Raw genomic sequence first — 16309 nt, forward strand, 5'->3', positions numbered from 1 at the left:
CTAAGCAAGAGGTTCTTCATGATTGAAATTTCTGTTAAAGCCGGGCATGCCCATAAACAGCGTGATGATGCGGTAGTTCTGCCACTTCTGGATGGGCGTAAACTGACTGAATCCGGCAGGGCACTGCAGGAGGCTACAGACAAAACATTACCATCATTCCTGCGCAAGTTTGATCTGTCCGGTGCATTTGGCGAAAGCCAGTTGCTCTATGATGTGGAAGGTACATTCAGCCAGCGTGTGATGCTGGTCGGTGCTGGTGATGAAAAGAAGCTGACGCTGCAGAAGTTGCGAGTCCTGGGTAGCAAAGTCGCACGTGAACTGAACAAGGGCGGGGCAAGGGATGTGTCCCTTTATCTTCCGGAACTGGCTGTGCGTGGTGCATCGATCACAGAAAAAATACAGGCCCTTGCAGAAGGGGTATGGCTGGGGCTGTACACTTTCGATAAGTACAAGAGTAAAAAAGATGAAAACAAGCGCGCACTGCGCTCTCTAGTTTTAATGGTGCCATCCCGCCGTGATCTGGATGCGGCAGAATCGGCGGTTGCACGCGCACGTGCCATTGCTGCAGGCACAAACTTTGCCCGCGATCTGGCAAATGAACCGGGTAATGTCTGTACGCCTGAATTCCTCGGTGATCAGGCAGCATCAATGGCACATAAAAAGCTGAAAGTGAATGTGATGGATAAAAAGGCGATTGAGAAGGCCGGTTTTACTGCACTGCTAGCTGTTAATCAGGGTTCGGCGAAAGAGCCTCGTTTTATCGTGCTGGATTATCAGGGTGGTAAAAAGAATGACGCGCCGGTTGCACTCGTTGGCAAGGGGCTGACTTTTGATGCCGGGGGCATCTCAATCAAGCCGGGACCACAGATGGATGAGATGAAATTTGATATGTGCGGTTCTGCAGCGGTGCTGGGTATTTTCAAGGCGGTCACTGATATGGATCTGCCGATCAATCTGTTTGGCGTGATTCCAGCCACTGAAAATCTGCTTGGTGCTGCGGCATACAAACCCGGTGATATTATCACCAGTTATAAAGGCATTAATATCGAAGTACTTAATACAGATGCAGAAGGACGTATTATTCTTTCCGATGCTTTGGCATATGCTGCGGAGCAGAAACCTGTTGAAATTATCGATTTTGCGACACTTACCGGCGCATGCGTGATTGCACTCGGCTCTCATGCAACAGGCTTGCTGGGCACCGGTGAAAAGTTAAAGAAGGGGCTTAAGCTGTCGGGTGATTATACCTATGACCGAGTCTGGGAACTGCCCATGTATGATGAATATCAGGAACAGATCAAGTCCGAGATAGCTGATATTAAAAATATAGGCGGTCGTGAAGCGGGAACCATCACAGCTGCATGTTTCCTTTCCCGTTTCGTTGATGATATTCCCTGGGCTCACCTGGATATCGCAGGTACTGCCTGGAATATGCAAGGTACGGAGATTTCAGCCAAAGGCGGCACAGGTGCCGGCGTGCGGCTGGTGCTTGATTATCTGCAGCGGAAAGCCAACTGACCATTCGATAACAAAAGGAAGATCGGAGTCTTCCTTTTAGCGACCTGTATTTATCCCATTGAACAACTGTGTCTGGAGCGAAGTCAAAATTATGCCATAAAAAATGGCACTGTTTTTGCGTATCGTAATAAAGATTGCCGGTATGGCATGATGATATCCATTCAGGGGAAGGGGGTGGTATGGGAGATTCGAGTTGTTCAGAAGACGGATGAACTTTCAGATATTGAAGCATGTGGCCCGGTCAATGAAATGGCTGTTTGCTGTTGTGCTGTTTGCTCTTCCGGTCCATGCGTATGCGCTCGGTTTTGGCACGCTTGAATTAAACAGCCATCTGAATGAGAGGCTAAAAGCCCAGGTTCCCATTGTGTTGTCAGGTTCCGAAAATATAGATCAAATCAAGGTTGAATTGGCATCAGGTTCTGAATATCGTCAGATGGGCTTACCGTGGCATGAGAGTTATGATCTGATCAAGGTGATGATTGAAAATAAACATTCGAGATCACCCGTTATTGCCCTGAGTTCTATTGCTGTCATTCGTTTGCCCATCCTTTCCATTGTTCTGAAGGCTAATAAAGCAGGGCGTGGTACCTATTTTCGTCATTATCAACTACTGCTGGATCCCGTTGAAATGACTGCGATGAACAGATCTTTGCCGAGCGTTTTGCCCGTACGTTTGCCGGAATTGCAGACATCCGTTTTACCAGGCTCTGAGGAAACTGTTGATGATTCAGCCTGGACCCGGATTTGGCGATACGGCCCTGTACGTGCCGGAGATAATCTCAGCGAAATCGCATACCGACTGAGAAAAGATAAGCGCTATTCCAACAGGCAGGTGATGCTGTCCCTGTATGAACAGAATCCCGGCAGTTTTCTCGGTGGCAATATTAACCATCTGAAACAGGGTGCGTGGCTGACAGTTCCATCGGGAGAAGTTGTTAAAAAATATGCATCAGCTACAGCAATGAAAAAACTCGCTGGATTGTTACACAAACCGAAAGCTGCTGTGTCTGCCCCACCTGTTGCAAAAATACCGGCTGGTAGCGATAAAGTAGCGGCACAAACAGAGGAACTTCACTATTCCGGAAGAATCAATCTGGCGGATGCTGCGACAAGCCAGAAAATGGCTGAACAGATTCTGGATGAAGTGAGTAAGGCATCCAATGCGAAACTCGAATCTATTCATCAGCAGATGATGTCTGGTCAACTGCAGATGGATAACCTGAATGAAACCGTGGCGACATTGGGTAAATCCATGGATGGCTTACAGGCAGATGTGAAGTCAATCAAAGCGGATGTGAAACTTCTCAAACTCAATGCGCAGAAACCCAAAGAATCATCTGATGATTTCTGGATGATATCATTCTTTCTCTTATTGGCGGCTGTGGCCGGTTTGATTATCGGCATGCTTATACGAAAATCAAAACAGAAAAGCCCTGTTGAGCATCGTCAGAAAACTGAAAAGTCAGAGGTGAAAGAAGAGAGTGCTAAAGAAAATGAGGATGTAATTCAGCCTCTACAGCCTGTACCGAACAAGGCACTGGATGCAGTGGATTCAAAAATCAATAAAATTGAAGAGTGTCTCGGCCAATGTAAATACGAAGAGGTTGAAAGCTTGCTGGATGAGGCCGTTGCTCTCGCACCAAATTCTCTGCGCATATCTATACTTCGAGCTCAGCTGTATCATGAGACCGGACGTATTGAAGATAGAAATGATCTCATCAATAGTATGAGCGAATCATCGGACAAAAAACGATGGGAAAGTTTTTGTCACCTGTTGCCAACGCATGTCTGGCAGGCCTGTTTTGGTGAAGGAAGTGCTGAGGAACATGGCAAATGAATAATGACCGGTGTCAGGAGATAGCCAGTGGATAAAGCTAAAGCATTAAGCAGTCGTTATCAGCGGGTAACGATCAACCTGATTAACGGAGAGACTCTGGAAGGAGACCTTCTCGGTTTCTCCCCCATTATGAGACGACTGCACTTTCATGAGCATGATCAGCCGAATGATGTGTCCAGAAAGCTGGACGCCAGTAAAATAGTGTATATCGGGATGCATCATGGCACTGATGCAACGCCTGACCACCCATCCAAACTACTGCATATGGATGAGTTGAAAGTCACTACGGTAAATCTTGAAACATTCCATGTTCTCGCCTCACCGGTGATGTCTAATGCTCCCGGTTTTTTTGCTATCGGCAGCGATGGCAGCCTTCCGTATGAGCGTATCTTTTTTTATAATCAGGGTATCCGCTATCAGGAAAAGCCCGAGCGCCTGGGTGACCTGCTGATCGATCAGGAAATTTTATCAGCCGAGGATGTTCAGCAAGCACTGGACAAACAGGCTGAATCAATGATGCCGCTGGGAAATATCCTTAAAGAGCAGGGCAAGTTGAATGAAGATCAGCTTGACCAGGCGCTGGAAATGCAGCAATTACAACAGATGAAGTTGGGTGACCTGCTTGTCGATCAGGATCTGATTACCACAGAAGACGTGGAGCAGGCTCTCGAACACCAGTTGGGTGAGACAGATAAACCGATCGGTCATATCCTGATGGAGAAGGGTAAGGTCAAGGATTCGGATATCAGTTCTGCACTGAAAATGCAGAGCCGACGCAAGATGCGACTTGGGGAATTATTGATTGAGGCAGGTTTGATCGATGAACAAGACCTGCAATATGCATTGGAAGAACAGAAGGTACGTGGATCAAGAATCGGAGAAATTCTAATTAGCTCTCAGGTCATTACCGAGGATCAGCTCTTATCTGCCCTGGCTAAAAAGTTTCGTTTACCCACCGTGGATCTGGATGATTATGACATTAATCCCATGGCTGGTATGGAAATTGGTCGTGATGTCATTGAAAAGTTCCGGATTTTGCCGGTTGAAACTGACGATCATGCTCTGACGATTGCCCTTTCAGACCCTATGGGCTTGGAAGCATATGACACTATTAGCTTTAAAACGGGTAAAAAAGTGCATGAGGTGCTGGCTAAGGCGTCGCAGTTGAAGAGTTATCTGGATAACTACCTGAAAGAGGAACTGGTGGAAGATGAATTGGCCTGCGAATTCCTGCATCATGATGATCAGGAAGAAGATGAGCCTGTTTCTGAACTACAGATGACCCAGTCAGCAGAAGATGCCCCGATTGTTCGTTTGGTTAATCGTATCATCAGAAACGGTCTGCATAAAAAAGCATCTGACATTCACATATTACCCCAGGCCAAAAAGATTACGCTGGCTTATCGCCTCAACGGGCAGTTACTGTCAGAAAATGCGCTGGAAAAAAGTCTGCATAAACAGATTGCGGCACGCATCAAGATTTTGTGCGGTATGGATATTTCTGAACAACGCCTGCCTCAGGATGGACGACTGATATTGCGCGATGGTAAGCAGAGTTACGAATTTCGTGTGTCCTGTATTCCCAACTCATTCGGTGAGTCGCTGGTCCTGCGTGTATTGAATAAGGATATGGCTGTTGAACTTGATGTTCTGGGCTTGCGCGACGATGATATGAAACAACTTTCAAGTATGGCGCGGAAGCCTTATGGATTGGTGCTTGTAACCGGTCCGACGGGCTCTGGTAAATCCACCACACTATTTGCCGTACTGAAGTCAATTTCTCATCTGCCTGCACATATTCTGACCATTGAAGATCCTGTCGAGTCTGAAATTCAGGGGGCCAATCAGATCCAGGTGAATCACAAAATCGGCATGACCTTTGCCCGCATCCTTCGAAATGTGCTCAGGCATGATCCTGATATTATTATGATTGGCGAAATGCGTGATCCGGAAACGGCAGAAATCGGTATTGAATCAGCCCTTACCGGACATTTGATGTTTTCCACTCTGCATACCAACTCTGCAGTGGATACGATTATCCGTCTGAATGACCTGGGCATTCCGAATTACCTGATTGCGCCAGCCCTGCTAGGGGTGATCAGTCAAAATCTTCTTAAACAGCTGTGTACGCATTGCCGGGCTGAACTGGATCAGGGCGATCCAGCATTTACTGTAGTCAAAGACCTTGGTTTTGAAGTGCCTGAAAAGCTGTATAAAGCCGTGGGTTGTGATCACTGCAATCAGACCGGATATGCCGGACGTGTGATGTCCTATGAGTTTCTTGTGGTCAACGAGAGGGTAAGGCAGGCCATTCATGATGGTGTGACTGGTCAGAACCTGCAGAAGGTTGCCGTGGAAAGCGGTATGCAGCCGAAATCAGCATCAGCCCTGAAGATGGCTGCTGAAGGCATCATCGATTACAACGATTTTATCTACTCAGTGATGTGACCTGGAGCCTCTGATTGTGCCTTGGTCAGGTTTTCCCGGATTACCACTCCTTCTCACATGACTCTATAGAATCCTCAGACAGAGATGAGTAGTCTCCTGCTGATGCAGCAGGCTACAGATTCTCATGATCTATTTCGTTTGATTAATGACGCCCATTCACCATTGGGTGATATATTTTTCGGCACCATCAGCGGCCTGGGTGATGGCTTGGTTATTTCCCTGCTCTGCTCACTGTTGATGCTGTTCCGGCTGAGGCTGGGCATTGCTTCTGTGGTTGCATTTATTGTTTCAGGCCTGTTTGCACAGCTGCTGAAACGTCTGTTTGATATGCCACGCCCACCCGCAGTACTCGAGAATGTGCATGTGCTGGGGCATAGTCTGACATCGCACAGCTTTCCTTCCGGCCACTCAACGTCCGATGGCGTGATGGTCTTGCTGGCTTTTCTCATCTGGAGTCGTGCTGACTGGCGCAGCTGGAGTGTTGCGATACTGTTTGTCCTGGCGGCGATTGGCCGAATATATGGCGGAGTACATTTCCCCGTAGATGTTGCTACGGGCCTCACAATTGGTGTTGTGACGATGTGGCTGTGCTGGAAGGCATCTGAAAGGTTGCCTGTTGAAACATGGCTGGAATCAGCATGGGCATGGAAGGTTCCGGCGGTGATCGTGGCGGTTCAGGCTGCTGTGCTCGGCCTGGGCTATCATGTACAGCCAGCTACTGCGCAGTCTTTGGCATTGATTTTACCTGTAGCTTCGCTAGTGATACTGGCACAGGTATGGAAACAGAGGTCGGCAGATGAGTGATGAGATGAAGGTTCACTTTGAACTACTTGAGCAGCCGGATCGTGTTGAAGGCATCGCAAAGTTGCTTCTCAGACGAGGCCGGCTAACACCGTCTGTACTCGTTCTTTGTCCGAATGACGGTTTTGCCGCCCAACTCAATGAACGTTTGTGGACGATACATCCCGAATCTTTTCTGGCCCATGGTTTGGCAGACACTGATGTTGAAAAAAATGCAGTCCAGCCAATTCTTTTGGCAACATCGATTGTGCGTGATAACCAGCCGGCAGTAATAATAAACGGCGGCCTGGAAGTGCCTCCTGATATTTCCGGCTTTGCTCACCTGGTTGATTTTGTTGATGCTTGGGATGAAGGCCTTAAACAGGCATCACGTGAGCGTTTTCGCACTTACAGGCAGATGGGTCTGGATCCTAAATATCTGGGGAAGAAATCGTGAGCAGTTTGAGTATGGATGACGAGCGCAGGCAGTATTACCGCCATCCGATCGATATACCGATTCAGGTTTATCCACAGCATGAGTCTGCCGAGTATGCACCGATGTCCGACCTGAGTGAGGGCGGCCTCTCTTTCCAAACCAATGTGTTTATCGAGGCGGGTAAGGTATTAAGAGTCAGGATTCCCTATGTTGATCCTCCATTCGATGCACCTTGCGTGGTGTGCTGGCAACGGCCGTTCGAAAACGGTAAGGGTTTTGAGGTTGGTGTGATGTTTCGTGATGAAGAGACAGCTTTCCGTATCAAAATGGTGCAGCAGGTGTGTCATATAAAGAATTATCAGAAACAGCAGTCGAAAGAGGGACGCAATATCTCATTCGAGGAGGCATCACTTGAGTGGATTGGAAAATTTGCAGCTGATTTTGGGCGAGCCTGAATGAACTATTTCTCTACTGAAACATTCGCTTTTCTGGAAGAGCTTACCGAGAACAATAACCGCGACTGGTTTAATGATAACAAGCAGCGCTATGAAGAAGTGGTGCGCGGTCCTGCACTGGCCTTGATCGAGGCTGTGGGTGTGAAGTTGCCGGAAATCTCACCGCATTTCAGAGCCGATGCGAGAAAAATGGGTGGTTCGCTGATGCGGGTTTATCGTGATACGCGATTCGGCAAAGATAAAACACCGTATAAAACCAATATTGGGATCCAGTTTCGTCACGAAGCAGGCAAGGACGTACACGCCCCGGGTTACTATCTGCATATTAGTGCTGCTGAATGTTTTGTCGGTGTCGGCACCTGGCATCCGCCATCGGAGGCCCTGTATAAAATCCGTGATCTGATGGCCAATGAGCCCGACCTCTGGCTGCATGCTCGTGATGACGCCCAGTTCAGCCGCTGGTTCAATCTGGTGGGGGATAGCCTGAAAACCGCACCACGTGGTTTTGATAAAACGCATCCGGTGATTGATGATATCAAACGTAAAGATTTTATCGGAATCAGTGATCTGGCACCGGCCCTGATTGAGCAGGAAGATCTGGCAGATATCGTCTGCGACTATTTCAAAGCTGGTCGCTCACTCATGGCATTTCTCTGTAAAGCACAGCGGGTTCCATTTTAAACGGATATTCACTGGTTGCCCGATGGGTAGCAGACCGTAGGATGGCCGTCTAATCTGTAACCGGTACCGAGGATTTTCCATGAGCCAGCACGAGCTTGCTAAAATTTACGACCCGCAGGCGGTTGAACCTGCAATCAATGACCAGTGGTTGAATTCGGATGCATTTCGCCCGAAAACCATCAGCGGAGACAAATCCGACGATGCATACTGCATCGTGATTCCTCCACCGAATGTGACTGGCAGCCTGCATATGGGGCATGCATTCACTTTTACTATTCAGGATATGCTGATTCGCTGGCAACGTATGAAAGGCAAATCGGTACTGTGGCAGCCGGGTACTGACCATGCCGGCATTGCAACACAGATGGTTGTCGAGCGGCTTCTCGATAAGGAAGGTGTACACCGCCGTGATCTTGGACGTGAGCGTTTTCTTGACCGGGTATGGGAGTGGAAAGAAGAATCCGGCGGAACTATCGTTTCGCAGCTCAAACGCCTAGGTGCATCGTGTGACTGGAGTCGTGAACGTTTTACACTTGATGAAGGTTTGTCTGATGCTGTTCGTGAAGTCTTCGTACGTCTGTATGAAGAGGGACTGATTTATCGCGGTAAACGTCTGGTAAACTGGGATCCGGTACTTGAGACAGCAGTTTCTGACCTTGAAGTTGAACATGAAGAGGAACAGGGCCACTTCTGGCATATTCAGTATCCGCATGCGGACGATCCATCCAAGCACGTGATTGTTGCAACCACACGTCCTGAAACCATGCTGGGTGACGGTGCGGTTGCAGTGCACCCTGATGATGAACGTTATAAAGCTCTGATCGGTAAGCAGCTGATTCTACCACTGTGTAATCGTACGATCCCTGTGATTGCTGATGAGTATGTCGATCCCGAATTCGGTACAGGCTGCGTGAAGATTACCCCGGCGCATGATTTTAACGATTACGATGTCGGTAAACGTCACGATCTTCCGTTGCTGAACATTTTTACCAATCGTGCCCACATTGCTAAGGAAGATTTCATCCCTGAGCAGTATCACGGTCTGGATCGTTATGAAGCACGCGAACGTATGGTGGCTGACCTCGAAGCAGAGGGACTGCTGTACAAGATTGAAGAGCATACGCACAAGGTTGGGCGAGGCGATCGTTCGCATGCTGTGATTGAGCCGTATCTGACCGATCAGTGGTATGTGGATATCAAACCATTGGCAGCGCCTGCCATTGCTGCCGTAGAAGACGGTGATATCAAGTTTGTGCCGCAACACTGGGAAAAAACCTATTTTGAGTGGATGCGCAATATTCAGGACTGGTGTATCTCCCGTCAGCTCTGGTGGGGTCATCGGATTCCTGCCTGGTATTGTGAAGACTGTGATCATATTTCGGTAAGTCGTGAAACGGTTGAATGCTGTGCCGGTTGTGGATCTAAAAATATCCGTCAGGATGAAGATGTTCTCGATACATGGTTTTCATCTGGTCTGTGGCCATTCTCCACTCTGGGCTGGCCTGAAAGCACCAAAGAACTGGAAGAGTTCTATTCGACCAATGTGCTGGTCACCGGTTTTGATATCATTTTCTTCTGGGTTGCCCGCATGATCATGATGGGCATGAAATTCACTGATAAGGTTCCGTTTAAGGATATCTATATTCATGCACTGATTCGTGATGCGCAGGGACAGAAGATGTCCAAGTCCAAGGGGAATGTGATTGATCCGCTGGAGATTATCGGTGATTACGGCGCTGATGCGCTGCGTTTTACGCTGGCGCATATGGCAACACCGGGTCGCGATGTGAAGCTGGATATCAAACGCATTGAATCCAACCGTAACTTCATGAACAAAATCTGGAATGCCGCTCGTTTCGTATTTATGAATCGGGGAGATGCCAAACCGGATGCCTCGATTCAGCCGGAACTGGATGTGAACCGCTGGATCCTCAGTGAACTCAACAGCTGTGCTGCAGATGTAGAGAAAGCACTGATAGATTACCGTTTTAATGAGGCGGCTGGTACGCTGTACAACTTCATCTGGGGCAATTACTGCGACTGGTATGTGGAGGCGGCCAAGGTTGCACTTTACGGTGATGATCAAGCGGCCAAGGCCGAGACTCAGGTCGTGATGTTGACGGCCCTGGATGGTTGGTTACGTCTGCTGCATCCGATTTGCCCGTTCATTACTGAAACCCTGTTTCAGGAGCTTCACGGTCCGGATGCAAGATTGGTGACCGATGACTGGGCACAGGGTTATGTCTCTGATGATCAGGCTGTAAGGCGTATGAACCGCGTGATGGAGGTGGTCTCTGCGATCCGTTCTGTGCGTGGTGAGATGAATGTGAATCCGGGTAAACGCATCGCTGCGGTCATTGCATGTGATGCTGAAGTTCGGGCCGATCTTGAGGCTGAGCAGAAGCTGTTGATCTCTCTGGCCAAGCTGGAGTCGGTGGCATGGCAGGATGCTGATACGGAAGTTGAAGGCGCTGCTGTTGCACCGCTGGCTGAGGCAAAGGTCTACCTCCCTTTGGCAGGGCTGATCAATGTTGCTGAGGAGACGGCCAGGCTTGAGAAGAACATCGCCAAGCTTGATAAAGATATCACCATGAACGAAGGCAAGCTCGCTAATGAACGATTCTGCGCGAATGCGCCGGAAGCGGTAGTTGCCAAGGTCAGGCTTGATCTTGACGAGGCCAAAGCCAAACGAGATGAGATGGTGGCAGGTATCAAACGTTTGAGTTCACTGGTCTAGCTGTCTAACTATCCCAGGACTTTAAAGAGGAGGCCATTTGTAGCAGATGGTCTCCTCTTTTTGTTGGTGCAAACCCTTGGCATCCGGCCAGAGTCAAGGGAGGGGGAAAGGAGGCTGACCGGATGCCCGTTACAGTGAATGGTCGATTTATAGTGCAAATGCTTACAGAGATTGGAGATATTTCTATGCAATGGTAAATAGTTCCATTGCATAGGAAATAGTATCACTGTTATTTATCCAGGATCCTCCAGACTAATTGATAATGAGGACTTATATGTGGCACGAATTATGCGATATATAACTACAAAGAGATGAAATGGCCGGTGGAGCCAAATATCCCCGGCAGGAGGTGCTTATGGAAAGCATCCGTGCACAAAGAATCGCAGATCGCTTCGCTGGAAACCTGAATTTTATGGTAAAATCTTGTAGTGGAGGTTTGCTGGTTCGCTATCACCAACACACGCATTACTTTGTTCGAGAGTCTTGCTTCTGGTCGTATGTCTATATGGCTGCAGGATTACCGGTTGAAAAACTCTGAGTGCAGAAGCCTCTATAGTTTTGGTAAGCTGATTTGTATCTCCAGCCCTCCCTCCGGATGGTTCCGGGCATGTATTGTGCCGTGGTGCATTGAAATGGCCCGCTTGGCAATGGCAAGACCGAGGCCGTAACCGCTGGCGCTACTCGTATGATGACGTTCTCGCGCTTCAGAAGCCCTGAAGAAAGGCTCGAAGAGATCTGACAATACCGATTCATCAGCGCCTTCACCAAAATCACGAACAGTGATCACAGCTTCAGTGGGCTGGCACAGCAATGCAACTTCAACACTGCCATGCTCCCTTGTATGTCTGATGGCATTGCGAATAACATTATCTAGAGCACGACCAATCCATAACGGGTCACCGGATACTATACATGTGTCGATTTGAAGCGGAGAAACTTGTTTATCCGAAGCTTCTGCTTCATATGCAGCATCGCTCAGAACGGTTTGGATGAGATCGTGCAATTGCAGCGGTTTGTTTTCAGCCTGTACCGCACCCTGTTCAAAACGGGCAAGTGTTAATACCTCACCAATCAACTCATTAAGTCTTTCAGCCTCCAGCTCGATACGATCAAGTTCATCACTTGCCTTGTCATCAGCTTCATTGCGGGCCAACTCCAGAGCAACCTGCAAACGGGAAAGAGGTGAGCGCAATTCATGCGAGATATCCCGTAACAACTGTTTGTGACTGTTTACCAGGCTGCCGAGCGCCTCGGCCATATGATCGAAGCTTCTTGCAAGATCGCCGAGTTCATCCTTGCGACTGGAAACAATTGATGGAGCTCTGGCTTTAAAATCTCCTGCTGCAAGTTGTTTGCCACTTTGCTTTAACTGACGAATGGGCTGTGTGAACATGCGCGTTAACAGCCAGCTGATGAGTAATATAACCAGCAGGGCAATAGCGACTCTGATCAGCAACATCTGCCTGCCACCTTGTTTCATGATGTCCGGAGAGAGGTGGGTGCCAGCCAGCCAGTAGTATTGCTGTCCCTCATGCATAATCGGAAGTGCGACCCCCAGTCTGGGTGGATTAATCATGGTGATTTTCTTTTGCTCACGTTGCACCTGTTCCAGCAGAGGTTGTAGAGGTCTTCGGATTGGGCGGTTCAGTACATGTCTGCCTTCAGCATCAATCAGCACAGCCTGGAAATGCTGGCTGCGCGAGGCATGTCTTTGCCATTGTCGATAGGCAATAGCACCTTCGTCTGCATACAGGCTGACAGCTGTTTCACCCATGCTTGTCAGTGTATTCAGGCGTGCTTCAATGGCCTGATTTTCCATCAGCCATTTTTGACTCAGCCAGCCGGACAGTCCTGCAGTCACCAGAAGGGTGAGCATGAGCAGAAAAAATATTTTCCAGTATAGTCTCATGACTTACTCAGGAACAAATAACCAGCCAATGCCGCGAACTGTTTTGATACGCGGTTCGTGATTAACTGTCTCAGAAAGTTTTTTTCGCAGGTGGCCGATATGTACATCCAGTGTTCGATCAAACGGGCCATAGCGTTTTCCGAGTGCGGTCTGACTCAATTCATGTTTGCTGACCACTTCACCGGCATGTTGCATGAGTGCCGCCAGGATATTGTATTCCGTTGCAGTGAGTTCAAGAGCCTGTCCATTTTCAAACACAGTGCGTGACTGTGCTTGCCACTCAATGCTTCCGAATCGATTGTCCTGTATATCACCGCTGTTCTGTTGTTCACTGCTACGGCGCAATACAGCTCTGATACGCGCAGCCAGTTCTCTCGGGTTACACGGTTTGGGCAGGTAATCATCGGCTCCGAGTTCCAGCCCGATAATGCGATCCATCTCTTCACCGCGAGCGGTGAGCATAATCACCGGCATGCTTGAGAACTGACGCAGTTCACGCAGCAGATCCATGCCGTTCTTACCCGGCATCATGATATCAAGCACGGCCAGTTCAAAGCTATCCTGCTTCAGTCTTTCCAGACCGGACAGACCATCATGCTCCGCCTCTACTTCAAAGCCTTCGGAGCTCAGGAAACGACCCATTAGTTCGCACAGTTCACGGTCGTCATCAATTAACAGAATCGTCATAACGCTATATTGCCACGAAAATGACCTGCGGGAAGCCGCTTTTACGCTTTCTTTACATATTCAGGCACATCTTTTTCAAATCCTGTGATCCGCTTTGCAGAGAAAAGAAGAGCATTCGATCTGCGCGGTGAGAAACGTGCAGAGAAATACATCAGGAGTAGATCATGACCCAAACATATAAAGAACCATCAAACTGGATAACTGTACTGAGCTTTGCTGTGGCAGCCATGCTGGCAGTGAGCTTTGCCAATATGGCGTATGCATTTCCTCCGGGTGGCGGTGGCGGCATGCAGCGAATGGAGCGTATGGCCGATGAATTGAATCTGACCGACCAGCAACGACAGCAGTTCAAGCAGATTCATCGGGATAATCGCGGTGCCGGTATGATCATTCGTGATGCAATGCAGGATAACCGTGATGCAATGCAGAAACTTGATCCGGGCGCTAAGGGGTACAGCAAGCAGGTGGCAAAACTGGCCGATGAAAAAGCCGATCTGGTGAAGCAGATGACTGTACATCGTGCTGAAGTACGTGCTGAAATCCACGCGATTTTGACACCGGAACAGCGCACAAAAGCTGCCGAATTGAAGAAAAACTTCCGCAAGGGAGGAAAAGGTGGCTTTGGACGCGGTGGTCCTGGATCAGGTCGTTGCAATAATTAAGGATTCTCAGAGAAATTCAGTGAATCCTTGCAGTCCACGCATGGCCTGCTGAAAAACTATATGGACGTAGTTTTTCAGGGTTTCCTAAATTGAACGACTCAACCGGCACAGGCAATGCCATGACATGAAACGCCCTGTATTATTGCAGGGCGTTTTTTTCATTTCACGGTTATGCTTCGCTCATGCCAATCATGACCTTAAACCATATCGATAAAGCTTTCGGACCTCAGGTGCTGCTGGATGGGGTTTGTTTGAGTATTGGGCGTGGTGTACGCATCGGTCTGATTGGTCGAAACGGGGAAGGTAAGTCGACCCTGTTAAAGATTATGTCGGGTGAAGTGGAGTGCGATTCAGGGCAGGTGACACTGCGTACAGGGGTGACGGTTGCCTATCTGCCGCAAGCACCGCACTTTGCTGCAGGTCAATCGGTGTTTCATGTGGTGGCGGAAGGTTTGGGTGCCATAGCTCAAACTTTGGAAGATTATCATCTGGCTCTGCATGCTCTGGAGACCGATAGTTCTGATTATGCGTTGAAACGGATTGATGAACTGCAGGCTGAGTTGGAGCGAACCGGAGCATGGCAATTCCACAATCGCATTGAAACTGCTATCACTAAGTTGCATCTGGACCCGGACCGTGATGTGGGAGAACTCTCCGGTGGTTGGTTGCGACGGGTGGCGGTGGCGCGTGCGGTGGTGGCTGAACCGGATGTATTGTTACTGGACGAGCCAACCAACCATCTCGACATTGAATCGATTGAATGGTTAGAGGATTTTGTCGCTGCATTCCCGGGTTCAGTTATATTTATTACCCATGACAGATATTTCCTTGATGCTGTAGCCGAAGAGATTATCGAACTCGATCGCGGGCATTTGACCCATTTTCCATACTCCTATGCAGAATATCTGGAGAAAAAGGCAGAGATGCTGGCAGTGGAAGAGAGTCAGCGTCGTAAATTTGATCAAATGCTGGCTGGTGAAGAGCGCTGGATCAGGCAGGGGATACCTGCACGTCGTACCCGTAATGAAGGTCGCGTGCGCGGCTTGGAAGAGCTGCGAAAACAACGTGCCGGCAGACGGCTGAGAAGTGGTGATGTGGAACTGCGCGTTTCATCCGGAGTTAAAGTCGGAAAGATGCTGATCGAAACCGTTGAACTGTCACACAGCTTTGATGATACGGTGATCTGCAAATCATTCAGTCACAAGATAATGTCCGGTGATCGTGTTGGTTTTGTCGGTGCTAACGGTATTGGTAAAACCACACTGTTGAAGATGATGCTTGGTGAGTTGCGTGCCGATAGTGGCCGTGTACGCCATGGCGTGCGTCTTGCACCGGCTTTTCTGACCCAGATGCGGGAGTTGGATGAAAAATTGAAGTTGAAAGAGGTTCTGTTGCCACAGGGTGGCAATTATGTGCATATCGGAGGTCATGAGCCGCGTCATATTATCTCATATATGCAGGACTTTCTGTTTGATAAAGAACGTCTGAATGCGCCTGTTGCAGCACTTTCCGGTGGGGAGCGTGGTCGTTTGATGTTGGCCAAATTGTTACTGGATCCAGCCAACCTGCTTGTATTGGATGAGCCGACCAATGATCTGGATATTGGTACCTTAACGGTGCTGGAGCAGGCACTGGCGAAATATAATGGTACGGTAATTGTTGTCAGTCATGACCGGGCGTTTATGGACCGTGTGGCATCGCGTGTTCTGGCCTTTGAAGGTGATGGTCAGATCATCCCAATTGAAGGCGGATACTCCGATTATCTGGCCTGGAAAACACGCCGTCTGGAAGAGCAGGAGGTTCAGAAACAAACGGATGCGAAAAAGGCTACAAGTGTCGCACCTGCAAAATCTACGAAGAAACAAACCAAACTCACCTATAAAGAGCAGAACGAGCTTGATACATTGCCTGTCCAAATCGAAGCGATGGAAGACGAGAAATCAGAAATCGAGGCGCGATTCTGTGCCCCGGACTATTTCACCACCGATGCTGAATCCTTCCAGAATGATCAAAAGCGTTTAAGTGAACTCGAACCAGCACTGGAAACGGCGTACGAACGCTGGCAGGAACTTGAAGCAAAACAGGAAGCACTTTCTAGCTGATAATTCTCTTGTCCCATATTTATGGGATACCCTACTTCCAATATATCTGCTTACCTA

The 16309-nt window shown here is 48.7% G+C and carries 13 protein-coding genes; 11 read left to right on the forward strand and 2 right to left on the reverse strand.

All coding sequences use genetic code 11. The features are described 5' to 3' along the window. Positions 1 to 18: 18 nt before the first annotated feature. From MMIC_RS08690 to MMIC_RS08730, 9 genes are all read left to right on the forward strand, one after another. The gene (locus MMIC_RS08690) at positions 19 to 1518 is read left to right on the forward strand and encodes a leucyl aminopeptidase (protein ID WP_072660076.1); all 1500 of its coding nucleotides are present in this window, start codon (positions 19 to 21) and stop codon (positions 1516 to 1518) included. Between the two features lie 244 nt (positions 1519 to 1762). After that, the gene (locus tag MMIC_RS08695; protein WP_171966491.1) at positions 1763 to 3355 is read left to right on the forward strand and encodes a FimV/HubP family polar landmark protein; all 1593 of its coding nucleotides are present in this window, start codon (positions 1763 to 1765) and stop codon (positions 3353 to 3355) included. Positions 3356 to 3382: 27 nt separating this feature from the next. After that, positions 3383 to 5803, forward strand: coding sequence for a type II/IV secretion system protein (locus MMIC_RS08700; RefSeq protein WP_072660078.1), 2421 nt, complete (start codon positions 3383 to 3385; stop codon positions 5801 to 5803). 84 nt (positions 5804 to 5887) lie between these two features. After that, positions 5888 to 6607, forward strand: a complete 720-nt coding sequence (locus tag MMIC_RS08705; protein ID WP_227819441.1) for a phosphatase PAP2 family protein — start codon at positions 5888 to 5890, stop codon at positions 6605 to 6607. After that, positions 6600 to 7040 carry a DNA polymerase III subunit chi gene (locus tag MMIC_RS08710; RefSeq protein ID WP_072660079.1) on the forward strand — a complete coding sequence of 147 codons (441 nt, stop codon included), beginning with the start codon at positions 6600 to 6602 and terminating at the stop codon, positions 7038 to 7040. Before MMIC_RS08705 ends, MMIC_RS08710 begins: the two co-directional genes overlap by 8 nt. Next, entirely contained in the window at positions 7037 to 7474 is a 438-nt protein-coding gene (locus MMIC_RS08715) for a PilZ domain-containing protein (protein ID WP_227819442.1), read from the forward strand. Before MMIC_RS08710 ends, MMIC_RS08715 begins: the two co-directional genes overlap by 4 nt. Further along, positions 7475 to 8155: a DUF2461 domain-containing protein gene (locus MMIC_RS08720; protein ID WP_072660081.1), complete on the forward strand. Its 681-nt coding sequence runs from the start codon at positions 7475 to 7477 to the stop codon at positions 8153 to 8155. It begins immediately after the preceding gene. A gap of 79 nt (positions 8156 to 8234) precedes the next feature. Next, complete coding sequence (locus MMIC_RS08725) at positions 8235 to 10892, forward strand: valine--tRNA ligase (protein WP_072660082.1); 2658 nt, start codon at positions 8235 to 8237, stop codon at positions 10890 to 10892. Positions 10893 to 11247: 355 nt separating this feature from the next. Then, positions 11248 to 11430 carry a hypothetical protein gene (locus tag MMIC_RS08730; RefSeq protein WP_143144928.1) on the forward strand — a complete coding sequence of 61 codons (183 nt, stop codon included), beginning with the start codon at positions 11248 to 11250 and terminating at the stop codon, positions 11428 to 11430. A gap of 12 nt (positions 11431 to 11442) precedes the next feature. Here the strand turns inward: MMIC_RS08730 and MMIC_RS08735 are convergent, their stop codons facing one another. Then, positions 11443 to 12801: an ATP-binding protein gene (locus tag MMIC_RS08735; protein ID WP_072660084.1), complete on the reverse strand. Its 1359-nt coding sequence runs from the start codon at positions 12799 to 12801 to the stop codon at positions 11443 to 11445. Between the two features lie 3 nt (positions 12802 to 12804). Continuing rightward, a complete protein-coding gene (locus tag MMIC_RS08740) occupies positions 12805 to 13488 on the reverse strand; it encodes a response regulator transcription factor (protein ID WP_072660085.1) in 684 nt (227 codons plus the stop codon). A 164-nt stretch (positions 13489 to 13652) separates the two neighbouring features. On the opposite strand from MMIC_RS08740, the gene MMIC_RS08745 reads away from it, so the two are divergent. Together MMIC_RS08745 and MMIC_RS08750 are read left to right on the forward strand one after the other, a co-directional pair. Next, positions 13653 to 14150: a Spy/CpxP family protein refolding chaperone gene (locus tag MMIC_RS08745; protein WP_072660086.1), complete on the forward strand. Its 498-nt coding sequence runs from the start codon at positions 13653 to 13655 to the stop codon at positions 14148 to 14150. A gap of 182 nt (positions 14151 to 14332) precedes the next feature. Further along, a complete protein-coding gene (locus tag MMIC_RS08750) occupies positions 14333 to 16252 on the forward strand; it encodes an ATP-binding cassette domain-containing protein (protein ID WP_227819443.1) in 1920 nt (639 codons plus the stop codon). Positions 16253 to 16309 lie beyond the last annotated feature (57 nt).

It is taken from the genome of Mariprofundus micogutta, from assembly GCF_001895085.1.
GTDB classification, from domain to species: Bacteria; Pseudomonadota; Zetaproteobacteria; order Mariprofundales; family Mariprofundaceae; genus Mariprofundus; species Mariprofundus micogutta.